Here is a 22,395-nt window from a genome sequence, read left to right on the forward strand (position 1 = left end):
CGACGTAGAGCGGCTTGAGGGCGACCTCCGCCTTCTCCAGACGGCGGATGGTCAGGGACGTCACCCTCAGGGCCCTGGCCGCGTCCTCCAGCGAGGCCCCCGCGCCCTGGCGCCGCTCCTGCAGACGGCGGCCCAGGATCATGCGCAGCACGGTGGGAGCACTGGTGCCACCGGTGCTCGTACGGCCTTCGCTCACGACCTGACCTCCTGAGAGTCTGTCACCGGCTCGAGTCTGACAGCGACTTGATGACGCCACCAGACGGATATCGGCTTTCTGAAATTATCAGGGAGCTGGTTGCAGGTTGAACTTGGGTGCGAGCATAGTGACTTGTGTGAACCGGGTCGCCGAACGCGAGCACGGTTCCGCCAACCGTCCCCACCCTGTGGCGTGTTGGCATCCCACGCCCCCGATGCTTCTCGTCCGGCCGCGCCGCCGCCCCCACGGAAGGCCAACACCGTGTCCCCCCACACGACCTCGTCCCCGCAGCTGTTAGACGCCGTGGACCAGGAACGAACCCACTGGATCGAACTTCCCGCCCACCGCTCCAGCGTCGGTGTCGCCCGGCGCTCCGTCGGCACCCGGCTCAAGGCCTGGAACCTGCCGGGCGAGCTGTGCTCGGACGCGGTGCTGCTCCTGTCCGAACTGGCCACCAACGCCGTGTGCCACACCCTCAGCGTGCGCATCCTGTGCGGCATCGGGCTGGTCGCCGACGGGGTCCTCCGACTGGAGGTGCACGACCACGACCACTCGGGCCCGGCGCTGCGCCGGTGCCGGGCGGGGCTCGACGACGAGGGCGGGCGCGGACTGTTCCTGGTGGAGCAGCTCGCGGACACCTGGGGGGTGGACCGCTCGAGACTCACCGGGGGCAACGCGGTGTGGGCGAACCTGTCGGCCTGAACCAGGGCCTGTCCGGCGGATCAGGCCGGCTGAAAGAAACAGTGACTACCGGCCGAGCCGAGCGGGCTCTGGTGCGCAGCTCCAAGGCGGAGGAGGGCGGCGACGCGATGGGGGAGTCGGCAACCGACGACAACGCCGCTGGGGGCACCCCCTCCGGGAGAGTGCGTGCCAGAGCCCGCGACGCCGGGATGGTCCGCCGGACAGGCCCTAGCCCTCGGTGGGTGTGAGTTCGGCGAGGAGCAGGGTGCGGTCGTCCGCGCCGGCCGGATCGGAGGGGGCGTTGAGCAGCCGTCGGCACAGGGAGGGGAGCGGGTCGTGGTCGACGGCGGCCGCGTCGACCGCCCGGGCGAGACGGGCGATCTCGTGGTCTATGTCGGCGTCCCGCGACTCGACCAGACCGTCGCTGTAGAGCACGAGCAGCGCGGGCTCGTCGATGCTCAGTACGGTCGGCTCGTAGGCGCCCGCACCGAGACCGAGCGGCAGGCCCGCGCCGACCAGCGTGACCGGAGCGGTCCGGCCGTCCGGCCCACGCAGCAGCGGCGGGGGGTGACCGGCACCCACGAGGGTGCAGGTGCCGCGCCGGGCGTCCCACTCGGCGTAGATGCAGGTCGCGAAGGACGCGCCCGGGGTGTCGCTGGCGAGCGCGTCGAGCCGTCGTATGAGATCGACGGCGGGGATGTCGAGACCGGCCAGGGTGCGTACGGCGGTGCGCAGCTGGATCATCGCCACGGCCGACTCCGGGCCGTGCCCCATGGCGTCCCCGACGATCAGGCTGACCCGGTCGTCCGGTCGTCTCAGCACGTCGAACCAGTCACCGCCGATGATCGAGCCCTGTCCGGCGGGCAGGGAGCCGTGGGCGATACGGCAGCCCTCGACCTCCTGGATCGTGCCCGGGAGCAGGCTGCGCCGGATGGCCAGGGCGGTGCGGCGCTCGTGCTCGTAGCGGCGCGCGTTGTCCAGGGCGACCGAGGCCCGCGCGGCCAGCGACTCCACGGCCGCGATCTCAGCGGTCAGGAACGGCCCGCGGTCCGGTCCACGGGAGCAGGCGACGAAGCCGATCGCCCCGCCCCGCAGCCGCAGCGGCACGACAAGGAAGGAGCGCGTCTTGAGGAGTTCGCCGATGCGCGCGTCCTCACCGACGGAGGCGGCGAGCCGCTCGGCCGTGTGGTCGTCGACCGAGTCCAGCAACTGCGCGTGTCCGTCGACCAGGGCGCGGGCGTACGGGGTATCGCGGGGAAAGACGAGTACCTCGCCGACCGGCAGGGTGCGCTCCCAGGACTCGGGCGCGTCCGTGCCCACGCGCAGGGCCAGTCTGCGGGCCTCGATCTGGGCGGGGTCCGCGCCGGCGTACGTGGTCTCCTCGCGCCGCCACCGCTCCAGCAGATAGAGGGACGCCGCATCGCAGAAGCCGGGCGTGAGCGCGTGCACGACATGGCTGCCGGTCAGCCCCAGGTCGAGTTCCGAGCCGATGACGTCGGCCGCGGGGGAGAAGGCCGACCGACGGGGCGGGGGCACGGCGGCGGGGGCGTCGTCGGAGCGGCTGTGCGGTTCGTTCCGCAGGGTCGTGGTGCCTTTCCGGGTGGGGGTCCGGGCGCCCGGCGGGGGACAACTGATCGCCAGGCGTCGAGGGCAACTATATGATGGGCCGTCAAGTACCTTGCTGGGAAAGGACGTTCTGGTGACCGACACGGATGCTCTGCCGCCAGGGACCGATCCGGACAAGGCGAGCGTAGCCCGGATGTACGACGCGATGCTGGGCGGGGAGCACAACTTCGCCATCGACCGGGAGGCGGTGGCGGCCGTCACGGCCATCGACCCCCAGGTGCGCATGCTGGCCCGCGCCAACCGCGCCTTTCTCGGGCGGGCGGTACGCTTCCTGGCCGACTCCGGTGTCCGGCAGTTCATCGACCTCGGCTCGGGGATCCCGACGCAGGGCAACGTCCACGAGGTGGCCCAGGCGGCGAACCCGCAGGCCCGGGTGGTCTATGTCGACAAGGACCCGGTGGCCGTCGCCCACAGCGCCACCCTGCTCGCCGACAACCCGTACGCCGACATCGTCGACGCCGACATCCGGCGGCCGGCCGACGTCCTGGCCTCGCCGCAGGTGCGCGAGCTGATCGACTTCGACCAGCCGGTCGCCGTGCTCATGGTCGCGATCCTGCACTTCGTCGCGCCCGAGGAGAACCCGGCCGGCATCGTCGCCGCCTTCCGGGACGCCCTGCCCGACGGCAGCTGGCTGGCCCTGTCCCACGCCACCAACCAGGACCGCCCCGACACGGCCGCCGCGGTCACCCAGCTGTACCGCTCCCGGGCCACCTCACCGGTCACCGTCCGCTCCCACCAGGAGATAAAGGACCTCTTCACCGGCTTCGAGCTGACGGAACCGGGCCTGGTCCACGTACCCCTGTGGCGTCCGGACGAGTACGAGGACATCCCGGAGAACCCGTCGGAGTACTGGGTGTACGCGGGGGTCGGGCGCAGGAGCGGGTGACGTCCCGCCGTACTGCGCCGGCCACGGCGACGGGTGTCGCGGTGACCGGCGCTTCCTCGGCGAGTGGGTCGGCGGTTCCCCGGCCCGGCACGCTCGTGATGGCAATGCCCGCACAGCAAGGAGCAGCCGGCTCCTCGCCGGTACAACCCGCGCGGGCGCTTCATCCGCGCCTGGGGCGCCCTGACCGATCCGGCGGCGCACCGATCGGCCCGGACACCGTGCAGGGCTACAGCCCCGGCTTCTGCTGGTCGCGCGGCCGGGCCTGGTGCCTCTACGGCTGCACCACCACCGCCCGCGGGCTCGCCCACTTGGCGGTGCGGGCGCTCGGCACGGACCATGTCCCGGTGTGGGACTACCGGGCGCCGCAGCAGCCTGACGGGGGCTTTCACCCCGCGATGGAGTCCAGCTGTTCCGCCGCCGGACGCAGGGTCCACAGGTCGCCGCCCGGCGGTGCCTCCAGCGACGGAACAGCCCTGCGGGCCCGTGTGTCGCCGGCGTCGGCGGCTGCGTGCACGACGTCGGTCGCCGCGTACCGGAGGAACTCCAGCTCCGGGTGGGGCCACGCGGCGGCGCCGGTCGCGGCGGGCAACAGATAGTCCACCGCCTTGAACAGACTCTGGCCGTCCGGGCCCCGGTACGCCCACAGATCGACCCCGACGTGCCGACCGATGGCCGCGAGCCGGGTGTAGGCGACCAGGTCGAAGGTCGAGTAGTGCCAACTCCGGGTCCTCGTCAGCTCCTGGGGCTGGCTGCCGTCGGCCGCGATCTGCGGCGCGATGCGCTTCGCACGGGCGTCCAGGACCGTACGGCGGGCCAGGGCCTTGTCGCCGGTCGCGTAGGCGAGGCCGGCGAGCAGCATGTCGTAGAAGGTGCCGTGGTTGTTGGCGGCGGCCGCCTCCTGCTTGCCGAAGTCACCGTCCTTGAGCCAGCCGAGGAAGTCGGTGTTCCACTCCGTCATGCCGGTGCGGTCCTTCCTGCTCCAGCCCGGAGCGCCGGTGTCCAGCAGGGCGAGCGCGTCGAGGACGCTGGTGTACGACTGCGAGAAGTCGATGATGCCGATGGCCCGCCCGTCGTACTTGCAGGGGATGAACTGTGCATGGTCCAGATTGGGGTTCATCCTCGTGGCCGGGTCGAGGAACCAGGTGCGCAGCACCTGCCCGGCCTTGCGTGCGTACCGCTTCTCGCCGGTGTAGTACCAGGCGAGGGAGAGGTCGTACGCGGAGTCGAAGGTCTTCTCGACGTCCTGGCGGTCGGTGCCGGAGTCGACCTCGGGATTGCGCTCTCCGTCACGCTGGACGTACGGGCAGCCCCATGGGTTGTCGGCAGTCGGGGTCTGGGAGGGCCACCAGTACGGGGCCTGGCTGAGGTAGTCGTGGACGTCGCCGCCGGGAGCGGGTCTGGGTTTGTCGACGACCGTCCAGGGGCCCTGGTCCAGCCATTTGTCGGCGCGGACCGTCAACGCCTCCACCGCGCGCCGGAGTTGCGGATCACCACGATCGAGCCGGGCTTTCGTCTGCTGCAGACGGGCGCCGTCCAGGACCGCGGTGTACGGCGGGGGCGGGGTCTGTGCCGCCACCGGTCCGCAGATCCCGGTGGTGAACGCGGCCAGGACCGTCACCAGGACGCACAGGCGGGACCGCGCGCTCACCGACCCGCTCCGTTCAGCCGGCGCTGGGCCTCGTACAGGTTCCGTGGCCGCACCGCCTCCGAACTGCCGTACAGCTCAAGGCGCGTGTGCAGATCGCCCGTGAAGTCGGGGACGTCGATCTGGTCGAACTCCCTGACCTCGTCGATGCCGACGGTCGCGGAGTACGGCGCCAGGCCGTCGATCTTCACCAGCCCCGCGCGGCCGTTGGTGACGCGGATGTTCCAGTGCGTGAACCGGGCGCCGAAGAGGGGGCCCGCGCTCGCGTCACCGCCGTGGCGGCCGTTGTTGTTCAGGGTGATGTCGGTGCGGACATTGGCGAAGGGCAGGCCGCGATGGCTGTCGAAGGTGCCCATCCGCATGTCGCCGCGCGACCAGACGTTGTACGACGACAGCCCCTCGACGTTGATGCCGTGCAGCTGGGTGCCCGCGGGCGCGGGGCTGGTGCGCTCCTCGATCGTGAAGTCCTCGACGAGGTTGTCGTGCGACCCCTCGCGGCAGAAGTAGGGGTGATGGGAGCCGCGGCCCGCCACGCGCGTCCGGCGCAGAGTACAGGCGGAGGCGGCCACCAGGCCGAAGCCGTTGTCCACATGACGGACCGTCACGTCCTCCACCCAGCAGTCGTACGCGCACTGCAGCACGACGCCGTTGTGGCCCTTGTCGAGCAGGTGCGGCTGCTGCGGGGTCTCGGGCGCCTCCAGGGTCAGGCCCTCGACGCCCGAGCTGGTCAACTCCGTCACGTGTGTGGTCAGTTGCGGGGACCACTCGGGGCGCAGGTCGAGCGGGAGCGGGCGTTCGAGGGTGACCTTCCGGCCCTGGACGCGGACGATGCGGACGGGCCACTCGTAGGGCACGTACGACGTCAGCTTCGTCTTGTCGTCCCAGAAGTAGGTCTCGGGGCCGGGCCCGCCGCCGCACATGTGCTCCAGCAGGGTGTGGTCCGCGTCGTCCGCGAGCCGGAGGAGGACCAGGGCCCCCGGACGCAGTGAGCGGGTGTCGGCGGCCGTCACCGTCCAGGAGCCCTGGCGTGCCGGGGCGAGCTCGGTGAGCGTCCGCCACTCGTCGCGCCGGTTGCCGGTCCAGCCCTCGAAAGGCCACGCCTTGGCCCTGATCGCGGCGACGAGCGATTCCCAACGGGCCCGGGGTGCCAGCCAGATCAGTCCGCCCGCCCAGGACCAGGACGACTTGTCGCCTCCGTAGCGGGAGCCGTAGGTCCCGATCAGCTCGGTGAGGTTCTTCGTCGCGTGCAAGGTCGTACGACCGCTGCCGGCGCCCTTGAGCACCACGTTCGAGCGGTCCACGCGGATCACGTCGTCGATGCGGAACGTGCCCGGCGGGATGGTGACCGTGCCACCGCCGGCCCTTCCGGCAGCGGCGATGGCACGGTTGATCGCGGGAGCGGAGTCGGTCGTCCCGTCCGCCACGGCGCCGAAGTCGCGTACGTCGGCGACGACTCGGTGGCGGGGAAAGCGTGTCGCCCCGCCGTGGCACCCGGCGCGGCCGACGTACGGGATCTGCGGATGGGTGAGAGGAGTGCGGCCGAACTCCCGCCACAGTGACGTGACTTCGGCTGCTCGGGCGGTCGGCGCGGTGACGGCGCCGGCCGCCACGGCGACCGCGCTTCCCAGCAGTGCTCTCCTGGTCATGTCCATGACATTTCGAGGGTCCATGGGGCCCGTGTGCGCATTGCTCATGTCCGTTCGCCCTTCCCATGTGCTCTTCATGGATGTGAACGACGTTCATAATTGCGTTGGGCGGTGAGCATGCCATGAGGTTCTTCCGCGCGAAAGAGGTTGCGCAGCGGTTAATGGGCCATGTCCGTGAACAGATACCAACGCCGAGCCCCGCCGACGAGGTGTCTGTCGGCGGGGCTCGGCGTGGCGGCGGTGCCGGGTTCTACCGGCGGCTCCAACCGACGGCGATGATGCCGGTGATCTTCGATCCGGTGACGTTGTCGTAGACGACCTCACCGCCGGATTTCTTCCAGATCCTGAGGTGGAAGGTGTCCGGGGCGTCGGTGGCGGTGATCCGGAAGCCGTATCCGCTCTTGCCGTCGACCGTGCCGGACCCCTGGTAGACGGCCCGGGAGTCGGTGACCACGAGCCAGTCGGAGCCGGTCGAGCGGAACTTCAGCCTGGCCGGGCCGAAGTCGAAGGAGGCCTCCCCGGCGGGTGCCGAGGCTCCGGGCAGGTAGGCCGCGGCGAAGGAGAAGGCGGCCTTGCCCGTGAGGTCCGGCTTGGCGGGGTAGGCGCCGGCCGGGGAACCGAGGACTCCGGTGCCGAGCGCGGGACCGGCTGAGCGGTCGTACACGATCACCTCGGGAAGCGTCCTGCCGGCCGAGGCGCCGTCGTCGTCGGTGACGGTGATCACCGGACGCCGGATTCCCGCCTTGGTGTAGGGGTGCTCGGCGCGGCAGCCGGACGCGCTGACCGTGCCGGTCTGCGGCGCGCTCCCGTCCTTCCAGTCGACCACGCACGTGTGGGTGTCACTCGTGCCCGGGTCGGTGAACTCCGCCGTGACCACGGTGCGCTTGCCGACCGGCACGGGGTTCTGCGGGCCTGTGGCGGAGACGACGGCAGGCGCCGCGTTGGCCACCTGGACCGTCGCCGTGTCCTTGCTGCGCCCACCCGTGAGGGTGACCGTGTAGGTGCCGTTGTCGGTGCACGTGAGCGTCGTCGCGGCCGAGCCGGGGTCGGCGAAGGAGCAGGGCGCCCCCTCCTCGACGGTCCACTTCGGGCTGCCCGCACCGGAGATCGTGCCGTGCAGCGCGATCGCGTCGCCCTCCGTCCCGCCGACGTCCTCGCCGGCGTGCACGATGCTCACCGGGTCGATGCTCGTCAGCGTGGGCACGACCTTCTTGATCAGGCCGTCCGAGTCGAACTCCAGCTTGTCGACGGTCGTTTCGCGGTGCATGCCGTCACCGCCGGGGATGGCGAACCGGTGATAGGCGATGTACCAGTCGTCGGTGCCTGGCACCTGGACGACGGAATGGTGACCGGGTCCCTTGATGCCGAGGGAGAGGTCCTTCTCCAGGATCACGCCCCGTTTGGTCCAGGGACCGGTGGGGGAGGGACCGGTGGCGTAGGCGACACGGTAGTTCTCGTCGCGGGTGTCGTTCTCCGACCACGTGAGGTAGTAGGTGCCCTTGCGCTTGATGACGAAGGAGCCCTCGTTGTAGCCGCTGGGCGTGATGTCCTTCATCTTCGTGAGGTCGACGGACGTCATGTCGTCGTTCAGCGGCGCCACGTAGGCGTGCCCGTTGCCCCAGTAGAGGTACGACTGACCGTCGTCGTCGGTGAACACGGCCGGGTCGATCATCTGGCCGCTGAACTGGCCCGCCTTGAGCAGCGGTCGGCCCAGTGCGTCCTTGAAGGGACCGGTCGGCGAGTCGGACACCGCGACACCGATGTTGGCGTCGGCGCAGAAGTAGAAGTAGTACTTCCCGTCCTTCTCGGCGATCGTCGGCGCCCAGGCCCTGCTGTCCGCCCACGAGATGTCCGGACCGAGGTCGAGGATGACGCCGTGGTCCTTCCAGTGGACCAGGTCGGTGGAGGAGTACGCCTTGAACTGCGTGCCGCTCCAGCCCTCGAAGCCGTCGGTCGTCGGATAGAGGTAGAAGGTGTCGCCGAACCGCACGATGTTCGGGTCGGCGTTGAGCCCCGGCAGGACCGGGCTTTTCATGATGAGCGCCGAGACCGTCCAGGTGCGCTTCTTGCCGTCGGAACCGGTCACCTCGTACGTCACCGGCTTGCTGAAGTCCTGCACGCTGCCGGAGGCGGGGCTGATCGCCGCTCCGTGGGCGAGGGTGAACTCCGGTGCCAGCGAGGTGAGATCGGTGCCCTCCTTCATCGGCAGCGTGACCTTGCTGTCCGCGTTGTCGACGATGGCGTCGACCTTGAGTGCCGGGTGCGTCGCCTTGGCGATGCCCGCGGTGTTGCCGCTGAGCTCCATGACCTCCGCGGCCGACAGGGCCCGGTCGTAGATGCGGAAGTCGTCGACCTCGCCGCCGAAGGCCGGGTCGCCCGCGTACAGCGACCTGCCGATGTAGCCGCTGTAGTCCTTGTTCGCGTCGTACAGCTCGGACGGCTTGATGGTGGTCGTCGTGCGGGCCGCCTCGACGCCGTCGACGTAGAGGACCATCGTGCCGGTGGCCCCGTCGAGGGTGACCGTGACGTGCCGCCACTCGCCGGGCGTGAGCTGCGAGCCGGCCGTCAGCTTCGACTCCGCCGACCAACTCGCCTTCGTGATTGCCGAGTAGAGGCTGTTGCCGCCGTTGGAGGGTGTCGCGAACAGGTACTTGTTGCTGTCCGGACCGAGCCCGAACAGCCACTGGAAGCTGCTGCCGCCCTTCCACTTGGCGTACGTCGACACCGTCACGCTGTCGGCGTTCTTCAGCACACCGTTCGGGATCCTGACGTACGGCGAGCCCGTGGCGACTCCCGACATCTTGAAGGAGCCGTCCTGCACGCCGGTGCCGAAGGCGGGCGTACCGGCATAGGTGCCGTGGTAGCCGTGGCCGCTGGAGTCGACCGCGATGTTGCCGCCCGTCTCGTCGAAGCCGTAGTGCAGGAGCAGGTCGGCCGGGACGTCGGGGCCCTCCTGCGAGACGGTGACCTCGGCCTGGACCGGGATCGCCGCGCCGTCGGGCAGGCTGCCGGTGACCGTGAAGGTGCCCGCCTGGGCGTACTTCGACGCCGGGACGTCGGCCCAGGTCACCGCGACGGGACGCCTGACGCCGTCGGCGTACGTGGCGATCACGGTGGCCGGCAGGACCGGTGCCTGGCTGATCCGCGTCTTCACGGAGATGCCCTCGACGCTCTCGACGAGCTGGTCAGGCTGGTAGGAGCGCAGCAGCCGGTCGTACTCGGCCTGGGTGACCGGGAGGACGGTGCCGTGGCGCGGCTTGGCCGGCAGGTCGTAGTCGGCGACCGGGGTCCAGTTGCCGGAATCGAGGTCGGTGGTCTCGAAGGGGATGTATCCGCGGCCCCCGAACTCGTCGAGGAACGCGTACCACTTCTCCTCGGTGTTCGACTTGAACACCAAGGGCCCCTCCGCGGCGCTCATCGCGCCCTTGCCGATGCCCTCCGCGACGGCGGTCCAGGACGGGTTCAGGATCGAGTCGCTCTTCTCCTCGAAGATGAACTTGCTGTTGGGCGTCGAGGAGCTGTTGTTCCGCTCGTCCTTCGACAGACGGTAGTAGGTGCCGTTGTTCTGGATCATCGTGGAGTCGATGACCGAGTAGCCGCGGTCGATCCAGACCTTGGGCTCGCTGAACGTGTAGAAGTCGCGGGTCGTCGCGTACATCATGCGGTTGTACGTGTCGCCGGAGTGCGCCTCGTTGTCGTACAGCTTCGACGCCCAGAAGACCACGTACTGGCCGAGCTTCGCGTCGTAGAACGCCTCCGGCGCCCAGGTGTTGCCCGCGCTGTCCGGAGAGATCTTGATGAGCCGCTGGTTCGTCCAGTGGACCAGGTCGGTGGACTCCCAGATCATGATGGACTTGCTGCCGGAGCGCTGGGCGGCGTCCCAGTCGCCGTTGCCGTAGATCCTGAGGTCGGTGGCGATCTGGTAGAACTTGTCGCCCTCGGGGGAGCGGATGATGAACGGGTCGCGCAGGCCCTTCTCGCCGAGCGTGGAGGTCAGGACCGGCTTGCCGTCGTTCAACTCCCGCCACTTCATGGGGTCGTTGCCCTTGCTCAGCGCCGAGTAGAGCTGCTCGCCGTCCGAGGTGCCCTCGCCGGTGAAGTAGCTGAACATGTAGCCCTTGAGGGCTTCGTTCGCGGGGAGTTCGGGAACCTTCGCGGTGAAGGTGCGGGTCGCCTTCGCCTCGCCCTTGGTGACGGTGGCGGTCAGCGCGACGGTGGTGGAGCCGTCGCCGTGCGCGGGGCGGTGGACCACGCCGTCGTCCTCGATGACCTTCTCGTCGGCGGAGGACCAGGAGACGGTGGTGCCGTAGTCGCCTGCTGCCGGGAGGGTCAGGTTTCCGCGTACGTCGTCGAGGTTGTGCACGGCGAGCGACTGGGCGGCCCGTTCGGTGGCCGTGGCGTCGTCGAAATCGGGCAGGACCGTGACGTCGAAGCTCTTGGTGTCGGTCACGGTGCCCTTCTTCAGGGTCGCCGTGAGCGTGGCGTGGCCGTCCGGTTCACCGGCGGCGGGCCGGGTCACCTTGCCCGAGCCGCTCACCACGTCCGTGTTGTCGCTGGCCCAGGTGATGGTGGACCCGCCGGCCGTGCCGGTCTTCGGCAGGTCCAGGTCGGCCGTGACGGCGCTCGTGTCGCCGAGGCTCAGCGCGGCCTTGTCGTCGGAGACACCCTGAACGGCGACGGAGAGGGAGAGTTGCTCGACCTCGGAGGCCGCGAGGGCCCGGTCGTACACCCGGAAGTCACGGATCCGGCCCTTGAAGAGCTTGTCGCCGGAGTAGACCGACTTGCCGATGTAGTTGGCGGTGGTGGTTCCCGATCCGATGGCGCCGGGGGTGATGGTGACCGCCGTGTTGCGGCCGACCTCGACACCGTCCTCGTACAGGACACCGGTGTTGCCGGTCTGGGTGTAGGTGAGCTGCTTCCACACCGCGCGGGTGAGGTTGTGCGAGTCGGAGGGCTTCGTGGTCTGCTCGGTCGACCAGTTGCCGGTCGCGATCGAGGTGCGCAGGGAGTTGCCGGTGGCGAACAGGTACCCGTTGCCGTTGCTGCCGCTGGAGTTGCCGAAGCCGTAGATGAAGTACGGCGTGGTCTGTGCGGAGTCGATCAGCACATCCGTGGAGACGGTGATCGAGTCCATGCCCTTCATGACGTCGTCCGGCACCTTGATGGAGGTGTCGGAGCCGTTGAAGGCGAGTCCCTGCGCGGGGTCCGACCAGTCGGCGGTCCCGTTCACCGTGCCGTCGCGGCCGTTGCCGGAGGCGTCGGTGACGGTGGCGCCCGAGGCACCGTCCAGCTTGTACCAGAGGGCCAGGCCGTCGGTGACGTCCGCGGTGTCCGCCGCCTGGGCGGGGACCATGGGGGCGGCGAGGCCCAGGAGCAGTGACGCGGCGGTCAGACCGGCGAGGTGGCCTGCCCGGCGTCTCGCGCGGGTGCGCGGACGTGCGAAGTACGTCATGTGGGGTTCCCCTGCTGAGGCGTGGCGGGGCCTCGGCGGGGGCACCCTGCCGTTTCGGCTGTGTGACGTCGTGTTGCGAGAGTGTCAATCGCGTGGGACGGGGACGTCAAGAGGTTTCGAACGATGTCCGACTGGTCGAACGTTACGTTTTCCCCACATGTACCGGGGAGTTGGGGGCATGCGGGTTGTACCCAGCGTGACTACCTCAGACAATCGAAGGGACGGGCACCATGCTCGCCATCATCTCCGCGGTCCTGTTCTTCATCTCCTTTCTGATCAACGCTGCGGACATCTCGACCAACGACACCTTCACCTCGACGAACATCATGCTGCTCGGTCTCATGGTGCTCGCCCTGCACGTGGCCGGCATCGGAAGCGGCTGGTCCGTGGGCGGTCGGGGCCGCAGGCGGTGAGACCTGTCAGGGGCGGGGCAGCCCCCAGGGGGGCGCGTCCTCGTTCGGGCGCACGGGTGCGACCGTCAGGTCGGGACGGTCGCCCTTGGCGGTGATGAGCGCCGACTCCCCCTTGCGCAGGGCGACTTGGACGGCACCGTCGCCGACGTCGGTGTGAGGGAGGGGGCGTCCCCGTCCGTCGCGCACGTCGACGGGACCCGCGATCCCGTGCCGTACGACGCAGGGCGCACCCGCCTCGCTCACCAGCCGCACCCAGCGCGTGGCGCCGTTCTCACGCCGCGCGCCGAGCAGGAAGGCGCCCTGCGTACGGAAGTCGTGCACGACCAGGTCCGCCCAGGCGGCGGGCAGTGCGGGAAACACCCGGATGACACCGCCCCACGACTGACACACCATGTCGTGCAGTGACTGTGCCGCCGACAGCGGTGTCTCGATGACCGGCCCGGACTCCTGGTACATGGTGTTGGGCTGGATGAAACGGGTCATCAGCTCGCCGAGGTACCCCAGCGCGTCCTCGCCCTTGCCGAGCAGCGCCGACATGGAGGCGGCGCCGGTGAAGGTGTAGCCCTGCAGGGCGCCTTCGAAGCCCACCCAGTGCGCCAACGACCGCTCGATCAGGGCGCGTTCGTCGGGCGTGCGGCCGGTGACCTCGTACAGCGGGTACACCGCGAGCAGGTGGGAGTAGTGGCGGTGCGACTTCGCGAAGGGGATGTCCGCGCCGATCATGAAGCCGTTGGCATCCGTCGGATACGGCACCCGCTTCGCCAGCACCTCACGCCAGCGGGGCGCCAACGGGTCGTCGATGCCGAGGAGTTCGGCGGAGTCGAGAAGGGTTCGGCAGCCCCAGGACAGGAGCATCAGGTCGTAGTTGCAGTCGCGCGAGTCGCCGCCGTACTCCGGGGAGAACGTGGCGGGCAGGTGCAGCTTGCCGTCCGGGCCGGGCTCGAGGAAGTGCAGGTAGTAGTTGATCGCCTTGCGCAGCAGGGGGAACAGGACGTCCTGGAGGATCGACCTGTCCATCGTGTGCCGGTAGCTGAGCCAGACGTTGTGCAACGCCCAGGTCAGATTCCCGACTTCGGGGGTGGGAGGGTCCTGGCCGGGGACGCCGACACCGTAGCCCATGAGGGTGCTCGCCGCGCCGTTGACCAGATGGGGATCGGTGGTGCGCGGGATGCCCAGCGAGTCGGCGCGGTACGGCGTCGGCGTCTCCTGGGCGAGGTTGTCCCGGAACTCGCTCAACGCCCGGGTGATGGCGTCCAGTTCGAGGTGGTTGGAGCCGTGGATGAGCCAGTACTCCAGTTGGGCGTTCAGGTTCCACCAGGTGTTGGGCCAGGGCGTGGGCTCCAGCCAGGGCCCGCTCGTCGCCATCACGGGGGCGTCACGGCGGGCGGCGGAGGCGGTCTTGTACAGCTGGATCCAGTAGAAGCGCTGGATACGGGCGTCGGGGAGGGACAGGAAACTCTTGCGGTAGTAGGCGTGCCACCAGGCGCGGTGGTCCACCGCCAGGGCGGAGTAGGGGAGTTGTGCCGTCCGGCGGACCGCTGTGAGGGCCCGGCCCAGAGCCGTGGACCTGGGGTAGGAGTGCGCGACGTGTGCGTACAGCGTCCGGGTCCGGCCCCTGGCCCGCTCCTGCCATGCGGTGACGTGCTGTCCGCCCGCCAGCAGCGGCTGCACGGCGGCGGTGATCCCGTCGTGGTCGGCGACCTGGGCGGGCGGATTGCCCTGGTAGCCGTCCGGCAGCGGCTTGAAGGCGGCCCGCGGACTGATCGCGTCCGCCGGATGGAACACCCACCGGAAGCCGCGCTCCCCCTCGCTCGCCGTCACCTCCACGGCCAGGACCGAGCGGTCGTTGTGGATCAGCGCGCGCAGGGCCAAGGTGCCCTTGTCGGTGGTGAGCGTGCCGGTCAACTCGGCGTCGCGCAGCGACAGCCGCCAGTCGAGCCCGGTGATCGCGCCCACCGGCTCCAGTGTGAAGTATCCGATCGGCAGCCGGGCGAGACCGAAGAGTGAACCGAACTCGGGGCGGTGGTCCTGTACTTCGGAGTGCTGGATGTTGAAACGCACCGCCGTCGACGCGGCTCCCGGTTCGGCGTAGATCCCGGAGCCGAGGAAGCCGTTCCCGAGGAACGGGCCTTCGTACCAGGCGGTCGGCATCCGCTGCCAGACGAGGTCGGCGTCGTCGAGAACAGTGCGCCACGGGTCGCCGGCCGACGGTGTGGCCTCGGTGCGGTCGGCCGCCGTCGCCTGCGTGAGAGGCAGCCCCGACGCCAGGAGTGTGCCGCCGAGGGCGGATCCGGTGGCGAGCACGGTGCGTCTGGACGGCTCGGGTGCGGAGGGGCTGGACACGGTGCCTCCAAGCGGGCTCAGCAAGGGCGAATCATCGGAGCTATCCCGCGTTGCAACATAGAGATGGGGTTGCTGTGCGTCAATGGAACGGGATAGATCCGATGTCCCTCATCGCCCGTGCATCCAGGCCCGGGTGCCGAACGAGGCACACGCCCGTGCGGCCACCACCGCTGCGGCACGCAGGGCTTCGCTGAAGCCGTACGGCGTCAAGTCCCCCTGAGTGGCGAGGTGATGGGTGAGCGCCCCGTGGAGGACGTCACCGGCCCCGAGTGTGTCCGCGACCCGGACGCCAGGCACCTCCACGGTGCCACCGCCTTCGGGGCCCGCCCACTCGATGGGCCGCGCACCGCGACTCACCGCCGACCAGACAACCCCGTGATCCCTCAAGAACCGCAGGACGTCCGCCGGGGTGTGCGTGCCGGGAGGCCGGAAGTCGTCCGAGCAGACGGCCACGTCGATCGACGGCAGCAGTTCCTCCGTACCGGCCTTCCAACTGCCCCCGTCCAGAACGGTCCTCCGGCCGGCGGCACGCGCGGCGCGGGCGGTCGCCGTCGCCAGCTCCATGTGGTGGCCGTCGAACTCGACGATGTCGCAGGCGGCCACCAGCGCGTCGAGATCGTCGGGCGGCGTGAGCCGGTACCCGGTCGCGTTGGTCGACGCCACGGCGCGGTCCCCGCTCGACTCGGTGACCAGAATGGACGACACGGCGGGCGGGTCGGCCGAATCGGCGGCCAGGTCCGACACGCTCACCCCCAGCTTCCGCAGATCCACCGCTGCCGCGACCCCCAGCGGATGGGAACCGATCCCGGTGAGCAGCCTGGCCACGCCACCCAGATGGCTGAAGGTCACGGACGCGTTCGCGGCCGGACCGCCCGCGGCCACCACCTGCTCACGAGCCGTCAGTTTCTCGTCGGAGCCCGGCACATGGTCCACGAGCTGAATGACGTCCACCGTGCACAGGCCGACGAACAGCCCCTGAGGTCGTCGGCTGTTCGTCGGCTCCACCTTGTGCACCTCTTCCTGCTCGCAGGCCCCGGGCGCCTCAGCCCGCCGCCTTCCTCACGAGTTCCCCGATCCGCGCCTCGTCGGCCGCCGTCAGCTTCGTGAGCGCGAAGGCGGTCGGCCACATCGTGCCCTCGTCGAGGTTCGCCTTGTCGTTGAAGCCGAAGGTCGCATAGCGCGCGTGGAACTTCTGCGCGCTCTGGAAGAAACAGACGACCTTGCCGTCCTTGGCGTACGCGGGCATTCCGTACCAGAGCTTCGGTGCCAGGCCGGGTGCACTCGCCTTGACGACAGCGTGGATCCTTTCGGCCATGGCCCGGTCCGAGTCCTCCATCTCGGCGATCTTCGCGACCACGGCGGCCTCGTCCTCCGCCGCCTTGTCGGCACGCGAGCCGCGGCGCGCCGACGCCTTCACCTCCTGGGCGCGCTCCTTCATCGCGGCGCGCTCCTCGTCGGTGAACGTCTCGGTCTTCCTGGTCGTCTTCCTCGTACTGGCCGCCATGACGGTTCCTCCTGGTCTACGGATGATCGGGGACATCTTCACTCCGGACTGGCGCGCCGTTCACCCCCACGCGCCGGCGATCTGCCGGGTCGTGGCGTTGAGCCGGTTGAACAGGTTCGTCACGCCGATCATCAGGACGATCGCGGCGAGCTGCTTCTCGTCGAAGTAGGTGGCGGCCGTGTCCCAGATCTCGTCGCTCACCGCCTCGGGACGGTCGGCGAGACGCGTCGCCGCCTCGGCCAGCGCGAGCGCCGCCCGCTCCTCCTCGGTGAAGTAGGGGGCCTCCCGCCATGCGGCGACCGTGGCCAGCCGCTCGTCGCTCACGCCTGCCTTACGGGCCGTCTTGGCGCCGCCGTCGACACAGGCGCTGCAGCCGTTGATCTGACTGACCCGCAGATGCACCAGCTCCAGCGTCTGCCCGTCCACCCCGCCGGAGTGCACGGCCTTGAAGAGCTGCTGGATGGGCTGCATCGCGTCGGACAGGACGACGGCGGGGTTCTGCATACGGGACTGCATCAGGAATCTCTCCTCTGTCGGGCTGTGCCCCGTCCGTCGGGGCGTGATTCCATCTCAGCCGAGAGGGCTTGTCAGGACGACGGCCGTGGGACACCGTGGGACAGCCGAAACAGCCTTGAACAGGCACGATCCGGCCTGGAAGAGTTGGGCCGGGGCGGGACAGGGGAGCGGGGGAGCAGTGGTCGAGCACGACAGGACGGTGGGCGGCGATCCTCAGGAGGAGCTGGCTGCCCGGCTGCGCCTGCTCCAGGAGTTGTCGAAGCGGGGCGTACGGGCCCTCGCACGGGACGCCGGGCTCAGCTCGTCGTCGCTGTCGCGCTACCTCAGCGGCCAGACCGTTCCGCCGTGGCCCGCGGTGATCGCCCTGTGCCGCCTCGTCCAGCGCGACCCCCGCCCGCTGCGCCCGCTGTGGGAGCGGGCCTCCAACCCCCTGCCGGCACCGCCGAGAACCACCCGCCAGGTCCACCCCCCGTCACCGCCCGCCGGTGCCCCGCGCCCGCCCCGCAACGACCTCCCGCGCGACGTGCCCGACTTCACCGGCCGCGAGGCCCAGCTCACGGCCGTACTCGACGGGCTGGTCGGCAGCCGGGTGATCGCCGTCGACGGCATGGCGGGCGTCGGCAAGACCTGCCTGGCCGTGCACGCCGCGCACCGGCTCACCGCCGACTACCCGGACGCCCAGCTCTACCTGGACCTGCATGGCTTCACCGAGGGCCGCAAGCCGCTCGACCCCGACCGCGCCCTGCGCACCCTGCTCGCCGCCCTGGATGTGCCGTCCGAGAAGGTCCCGCAGGAAGGCGGTGTCGAGGAACTGGCCGCCTGCTGGCGCTCCGAACTGGCCCACCGGCGAGCCGTCGTGGTCCTCGACAACGCCGCCGACGCCGACCAGGTCCGCCCGCTGCTGCCCGGCGGCCCCTCCGTCGCCCTCATCACCAGCCGCAACCGGCTGCTCGGCCTGGACGAGGTCCCGCCGGTGTCACTGGACGTCCTGACCGAACAGGAGAGCGCCGAGCTGCTGGCCCGCGCCAGCGGCGAGGCCGAGGGCCGCGAGGGGCGCCTGGCCCGCGACCCCGAGGCCACGGCAGAGGTCCTGCGCCTGTGCGGCCGTCTGCCTCTGGCCCTGAGGCTGGCCGCGGCCCGGCTGCGGCACCGGCCGGGCTGGACCGTCGGCATCCTCGTCGAGCGGATGGCGGAGGGGGCGAGCGAGTTCGACACCGCGTTCGCCATGTCCGTACGGCAGTTGGACCGCGCCAAGGCCCGGCTGTTCCGTCTGCTGGGCCTGCTGCCGGGGTCGTCGTTCGACGAGCACGTGGCAGCCGCCCTGGCCGACGTGCCGCTGCGCAGCGCACGCGAGATGCTGGAGGACCTGCTGGACGCGCACCTCGTCCAGCAGCCCGCGGCCGGCCGCTACCGCCTGCACGACCTGGTCCACCAGCACGCCCGCCACGCCACCATGGAGCAGGACTCCGCGGCGGAGCGGGACCGGGCGCTGACCCGGGTGCTCGACTACTACGTGCACGCGGCGGCTGCGGCGGATGCCGCGATGCCGTTCCTGTCCCTGAGCCGCGAGGCCACCGTGGACCGCCCACCGTCCCAACCGCCCCACTTCGACGACAAGATCGCGGCCCTGATCTGGTTCGGCACCGAGTACCTCAACCTGCTGGCCGCCTTCGAGGCGGCGGAGGAGGCCGGGGCCGACCGGCACCTGTGCGAACTCCCGCGCTTCATGCGGGCCTACTTCGCCCGGCGCTGCGGCACCACGATGCTCAACGGCCTCTTCGAACGGTCCCTGGCCGCCGCGCAACGCCTCGGCGACCCCCTGCAACTGGCCGAGGCACACAGCGACTTGGGGTTCGCCCGCTACAACGCGGGCCGCATGGCGGAGGCGAGTGCCGCGTACGACGCGGCGGCAGCGGTGGTGTCGCGGGCGGGTGACCTCCGCGCGGAGGCCGAACTGACCATGCGGCGCGGTTACTTGGCGTGGGACGAGGGATACGTCGAGGAGCCGCTGGGCCTGTTCCGTCTCGCGGCGAAGTTGTACGCGGACGCCGACTGCCCGATGGGCACGGCCCACGCGACCGCGTACGAGGCCTGGGCGCTGCTGCAACTGGGGCACCGCGAGGAGGCGGCGCAGTTGGCCCGTACGGCGCTGGCGGCCCCACCCGCCGACGGAGCATGGCCGCCCACCCTGACGGCCCTGATCACGCTGGGCGTGGCCATCGCCCATGAGGACCCCGACGAGGCCGTCGGCCACCTCCACCAGGCGCTCGCGCTGGCCCGCGAGGACGGCCACCAGCACAACGAGGCCTGGTGCCTGAACTGCCTCGGCGTCGCCCTGCGCCGGATGGGCCGCTACGAGGAGGCCCTGACCCGTCACGAGCAGGCGTTCGCGCTCCTGGAGGAACTGTTCGAGGACCACTGGAAGATCCATTTCCTCAGTGCCTACGGCGAGACCTGCCGCCTGGCAGGCCTGCCCGACCAGGCCCTGCGCCTGCACCACCAGGCCCTGGAACTGGCCCCGAAGCTGGGCCACCGCCACGCCGAGGCCCTGGCCCACGAGGGCATCGCAGCGATCCTCGACGAGACGGACCCGGCAGCGGCGGCGGAACACCGGGCGGCGGGGCGGGCTGTTCTGCCGGACCCGCACTGATGCGTTCCGTGACACGGGGTGCCGCAGGCAGGCCACCATCACGTCTCTCAAAGCGGAGGCATGAGTGAGGCCAACGTGGCCGGCTGCACGGCGTTCGCGGCGGCCGAGCCCCGCAGCAGCGCGGACAGGTCGTGCGGCTGGGCCTGCTCATCGGTGGGGGCCGCCGCTGCGATGCGGTCCAGCCGGAAGCCCCGGCCGGCTTGTCGTGTGCGGCACCAGGCGATGAGATACCACCGTCCGTCGGCCGTGAGCAGCCCGGCCGGCTCCACCGCGCGGTCGCTTCGGCGTCCTGCCGCGTCGACGTAGGACAGACGTAGAACGGTCTGGGTGGTGAGGGCTTGCTCCACCGCGGCGCGGACCGCGGTGTCGGCCGGCGTCGGCAACGACACGATCCGTGCGGCCAGTTGCTGTGCCGCCGCCGAGGCGCGGCCGGTCATCGAGGCCGCGATTTTCAGGCCTGCCGTGCGGGTCGCCCCGGCGTACGGGGTGGAGACGTCGACTGCGGCCAGTGCGACCGCCAGCGCCGAGGCCTCCTCGGCGGTGAAGTGGACCGGGGGCAGGGTCATCTGCGGGTCGATCGCCCAGCCCCCGCCCCGCCCGGCCGTGGCGCGTACCGGGACACCTGCCTCCATCAGCGTCTGGAGGTCACGCTGCACCGTACGCGTGCTCACCTCGAAACGTGCCGCGAGCGCGGCGACCGTCAGCGGCCGCGGCGCCGCCGCGCGCAACTCTTCCACCAGCGCATAGAGCCGGGCAGTGCGATTCACGTGGGCGACGCTACCGTCCCGTCGTGGACAAGAAGTCGCGCTCGCGGCGCAGTTCCCGCTCGGTGACGGTCAGGGGAAACAGCGTGAAACCGTGCATGGCTCCGGCTACGACCCCGAGCCGTACCGGCGCCCCCGCCGCCTGCCACCGCTGCGCCAGGAACAACGAGTCGTCCAGCAGAGGATCTTCGGTGCCCACGACGATCCGGGCCGTCGGCAGGCCCGCAAGGTCGGCGAACAGCGGGGAGAGCTCGGGATCACGGCGCTGCTCCGCCCCGGAGCCCGGTGTGAACAGCTCGTACGTACGCCGCAGGGTGTCGGTGTTGCTCAACAGCCGCCTGGAGCCGAACGAACGCTGGCTGGGTGTCATCGACAGGTCGTAGGGCCCGAAGAGCAGGTGGGCCGCCCGGAACGCGCCGGTGACGCCGTGCCGGTCCCGAAGTCGCAGCAGTGTCATCACGCTCAGGTGGGCTCCGGCCGACTCGCCGCCGATCAGCAGCCGTTCGGTACCGAACTCGGCAGCGGTGTGCTTCACCAGCCACCGGGCAGCCACTTCGCAGTCGTCGGGCCCTGCCGGGAAGGGGTGTTCCGGCGCGAGTCGGTAGTCCACGCTCACCACCGCCAGCCGAGCCCGCTCGGCGAGCAGCCACAGCCGCTCGTCCTGCCCGTCCGCAGAACCGAACGCCCAGCCGCCTCCGTGGAAGTGCAGATACACGCCGTCGACGCGATCCGGCACGAAGACCCGCACCTTGACACCGCCCTCGACGACACGGTCTTGGCCGTACGGCAGTCTCGTGGGCGGCGTGTCGCCACCAAGGCGGTTACGCCGCAACGTGGCCAGCAGGTCCGCGCCCGGTGTTCCTTCGCGCGCCGGTCGGCTCGCGGCGGTCGCCTCGAACTGTGCGTTGAAGGCCAGGGTCTCGGCGAGGCAGTCCTCATCGGTGATCATCACGCACCCACGGTCACACCCGTCCGCGACAACCCCCTGTCACCTTTTCCTGGTGAGCCGCGTCACAGCCTGGCGCCTGGGGGTGTCGGAACGGCTGGTGGGGCGACGATCCGCCGTTCCACGCGCCGGTGCGCACAGGCACGCATGTGACCTACCGGGGAGGGTGGCCCCGAACGACCACCGCGGGTTGCTTGCGCCACCGCCGTGGTCGTCCCGGCGCCAGGTCATCGAGCAGACCGGCCGTCGGTACCGCGCGCCATCGGATCGTGGTCGGTGCGGCGCGAGCCCGGCCCGGCCAGGAGGCCGTGCGGCGACAGGAGATCGGCGGAAGCGGGCTGCAGTGAGACGGCTCCGGTCTCGGCGAGGGGAAGTGCGGCCCGACCGGGGCGACACCCCCCGCCGGGGCGCGTCAGCCCCGCAGGCGCAGACCGGCAATGAGGACCCCGACCAGCCGCCGCGGGTCGTAGTCGGGATCGCTGTCCGCGCCGATGCAGAGGTTGCCGACCCCGCGCATCAATTCGTACGCCCCGACGCCGGAGCGGATCTCACCGGCCGCGGCCGCGGCGTCGAGCAGCTGGGTGCACACGGGCACGAGGCGGTCGAGGAAGTAGGCGTGCAGCGTGTCGAAACCGGAGTTGTCGGACTGCAGGACGCCCGCGAGTCCGTGCTTGGTGACCAGGAAGTCGACGAAGAGACTGATCCACCGCTCCAGCGCGGCATGCGCCGTCGCGCTGCTCGCCAGCAGGGCGGGGCCGGCCTCGGCGCAGGCGTCGACCTGGTGCCGGTAGACGGCGATGATCAGGTCGGACCGGGTGGGGAAGTGCCGGTAGATCGTGCCCAGGCCGACACCGGCCTCGGCGGCGATGTCACGCACCGGTGCCTCCACGCCCTTGGTGACGAACACCGCGGCGGCCGCGTCGAGCAGGTTCTCCTTGTTGCGCCGGGCGTCTTTCCGGCGTGGGGCCGCGCGCTCCGAGTCGTCGTTCACCGTGCCGCTTCCTCCGTCTCCTTGCAAAAACGGAACGTTGTTCCGTATCGTTTCCGGAACGAGGTTCCGTTTGTCCATGATGGCAGAGCGGAGCCCGGCGACCAAGCCATGCCATGCCGCACGGCTGCACCCGTCA

At 70.5% G+C, this 22,395-nt stretch carries 16 protein-coding genes; 4 read left to right on the forward strand and 12 right to left on the reverse strand.

Annotation, left to right across the window (positions count from 1 at the left end):
- Positions 1-196 (reverse strand): helix-turn-helix domain-containing protein (locus tag AQJ46_RS37460; RefSeq protein WP_159064100.1); only part of this gene is annotated, 196 nt, incomplete at its 3' end.
- Positions 197-499: 303 nt separating this feature from the next.
- On the opposite strand from AQJ46_RS37460, the gene AQJ46_RS37465 reads away from it, so the two are divergent.
- Positions 500-898: an ATP-binding protein gene (locus tag AQJ46_RS37465; RefSeq protein WP_057614072.1), complete on the forward strand. Its 399-nt coding sequence runs from the start codon at positions 500-502 to the stop codon at positions 896-898.
- A gap of 207 nt (positions 899-1,105) precedes the next feature.
- Here AQJ46_RS37465 and AQJ46_RS37470 read toward each other — a convergent pair whose 3' ends face one another.
- Positions 1,106-2,413: a PP2C family protein-serine/threonine phosphatase gene (locus tag AQJ46_RS37470; protein ID WP_059209806.1), complete on the reverse strand. Its 1,308-nt coding sequence runs from the start codon at positions 2,411-2,413 to the stop codon at positions 1,106-1,108.
- A 163-nt stretch (positions 2,414-2,576) separates the two neighbouring features.
- Here AQJ46_RS37470 and AQJ46_RS37475 point away from each other — a divergent pair, with 163 nt between their 5' ends.
- Positions 2,577-3,389, forward strand: coding sequence for an SAM-dependent methyltransferase (locus AQJ46_RS37475; RefSeq protein ID WP_079072579.1), 813 nt, complete (start codon positions 2,577-2,579; stop codon positions 3,387-3,389).
- 385 nt (positions 3,390-3,774) lie between these two features.
- Here the strand turns inward: AQJ46_RS37475 and AQJ46_RS37480 are convergent, their stop codons facing one another.
- From AQJ46_RS37480 to AQJ46_RS37490, 3 genes are all read right to left on the reverse strand, one after another.
- Positions 3,775-5,037 (reverse strand): alginate lyase family protein, encoded by a 1,263-nt coding sequence (locus AQJ46_RS37480; protein ID WP_059209807.1) that lies wholly within the window; start codon positions 5,035-5,037, stop codon positions 3,775-3,777.
- Complete coding sequence (locus AQJ46_RS37485; RefSeq protein WP_059209808.1) at positions 5,034-6,686, reverse strand: glycosyl hydrolase family 28-related protein; 1,653 nt, start codon at positions 6,684-6,686, stop codon at positions 5,034-5,036. Before AQJ46_RS37485 ends, AQJ46_RS37480 begins: the two co-directional genes overlap by 4 nt.
- A 244-nt stretch (positions 6,687-6,930) precedes the next feature.
- Complete coding sequence (locus tag AQJ46_RS37490) at positions 6,931-12,132, reverse strand: family 43 glycosylhydrolase (protein WP_059209809.1); 5,202 nt, start codon at positions 12,130-12,132, stop codon at positions 6,931-6,933.
- A gap of 230 nt (positions 12,133-12,362) precedes the next feature.
- On the opposite strand from AQJ46_RS37490, the gene AQJ46_RS37495 reads away from it, so the two are divergent.
- Positions 12,363-12,545: a hypothetical protein gene (locus tag AQJ46_RS37495; protein WP_059209810.1), complete on the forward strand. Its 183-nt coding sequence runs from the start codon at positions 12,363-12,365 to the stop codon at positions 12,543-12,545.
- Positions 12,546-12,551: 6 nt separating this feature from the next.
- Here AQJ46_RS37495 and AQJ46_RS37500 read toward each other — a convergent pair whose 3' ends face one another.
- From AQJ46_RS37500 to AQJ46_RS37515, 4 genes are all read right to left on the reverse strand, one after another.
- Positions 12,552-14,888: a glycosyl hydrolase family 95 catalytic domain-containing protein gene (locus AQJ46_RS37500; RefSeq protein WP_059209811.1), complete on the reverse strand. Its 2,337-nt coding sequence runs from the start codon at positions 14,886-14,888 to the stop codon at positions 12,552-12,554.
- Positions 14,889-14,996: 108 nt separating this feature from the next.
- Positions 14,997-15,893 carry a PfkB family carbohydrate kinase gene (locus tag AQJ46_RS37505; RefSeq protein WP_404828505.1) on the reverse strand — a complete coding sequence of 299 codons (897 nt, stop codon included), beginning with the start codon at positions 15,891-15,893 and terminating at the stop codon, positions 14,997-14,999.
- Positions 15,894-15,930: 37 nt separating this feature from the next.
- Positions 15,931-16,392: an iron chaperone gene (locus AQJ46_RS37510; RefSeq protein ID WP_059209813.1), complete on the reverse strand. Its 462-nt coding sequence runs from the start codon at positions 16,390-16,392 to the stop codon at positions 15,931-15,933.
- Positions 16,393-16,452: 60 nt separating this feature from the next.
- Positions 16,453-16,908, reverse strand: coding sequence for a carboxymuconolactone decarboxylase family protein (locus AQJ46_RS37515; RefSeq protein WP_059209814.1), 456 nt, complete (start codon positions 16,906-16,908; stop codon positions 16,453-16,455).
- Between the two features lie 178 nt (positions 16,909-17,086).
- On the opposite strand from AQJ46_RS37515, the gene AQJ46_RS37520 reads away from it, so the two are divergent.
- Positions 17,087-19,558, forward strand: a complete 2,472-nt coding sequence (locus AQJ46_RS37520; RefSeq protein ID WP_059209815.1) for a tetratricopeptide repeat protein — start codon at positions 17,087-17,089, stop codon at positions 19,556-19,558.
- 47 nt (positions 19,559-19,605) lie between these two features.
- On the opposite strand, the gene AQJ46_RS37525 is transcribed toward AQJ46_RS37520, so the two are convergent.
- The 3 genes from AQJ46_RS37525 to AQJ46_RS37535 all read right to left on the reverse strand — a co-directional run bounded on the left by AQJ46_RS37525 (position 19,606) and on the right by AQJ46_RS37535 (position 22,337).
- On the reverse strand, positions 19,606-20,325 hold the full coding sequence (locus AQJ46_RS37525) for a helix-turn-helix transcriptional regulator (RefSeq protein ID WP_059209816.1): 720 nt from the start codon (positions 20,323-20,325) through the stop codon (positions 19,606-19,608).
- A 10-nt stretch (positions 20,326-20,335) separates the two neighbouring features.
- Positions 20,336-21,271, reverse strand: coding sequence for an alpha/beta hydrolase (locus tag AQJ46_RS37530; protein WP_225887494.1), 936 nt, complete (start codon positions 21,269-21,271; stop codon positions 20,336-20,338).
- A 409-nt stretch (positions 21,272-21,680) separates the two neighbouring features.
- A complete protein-coding gene (locus tag AQJ46_RS37535; protein WP_079072599.1) occupies positions 21,681-22,337 on the reverse strand; it encodes a TetR/AcrR family transcriptional regulator in 657 nt (218 codons plus the stop codon).
- Positions 22,338-22,395 lie beyond the last annotated feature (58 nt).

The organism is Streptomyces canus (assembly GCF_001514145.1).
Classification (GTDB): domain Bacteria; phylum Actinomycetota; class Actinomycetes; order Streptomycetales; family Streptomycetaceae; genus Streptomyces; species Streptomyces canus.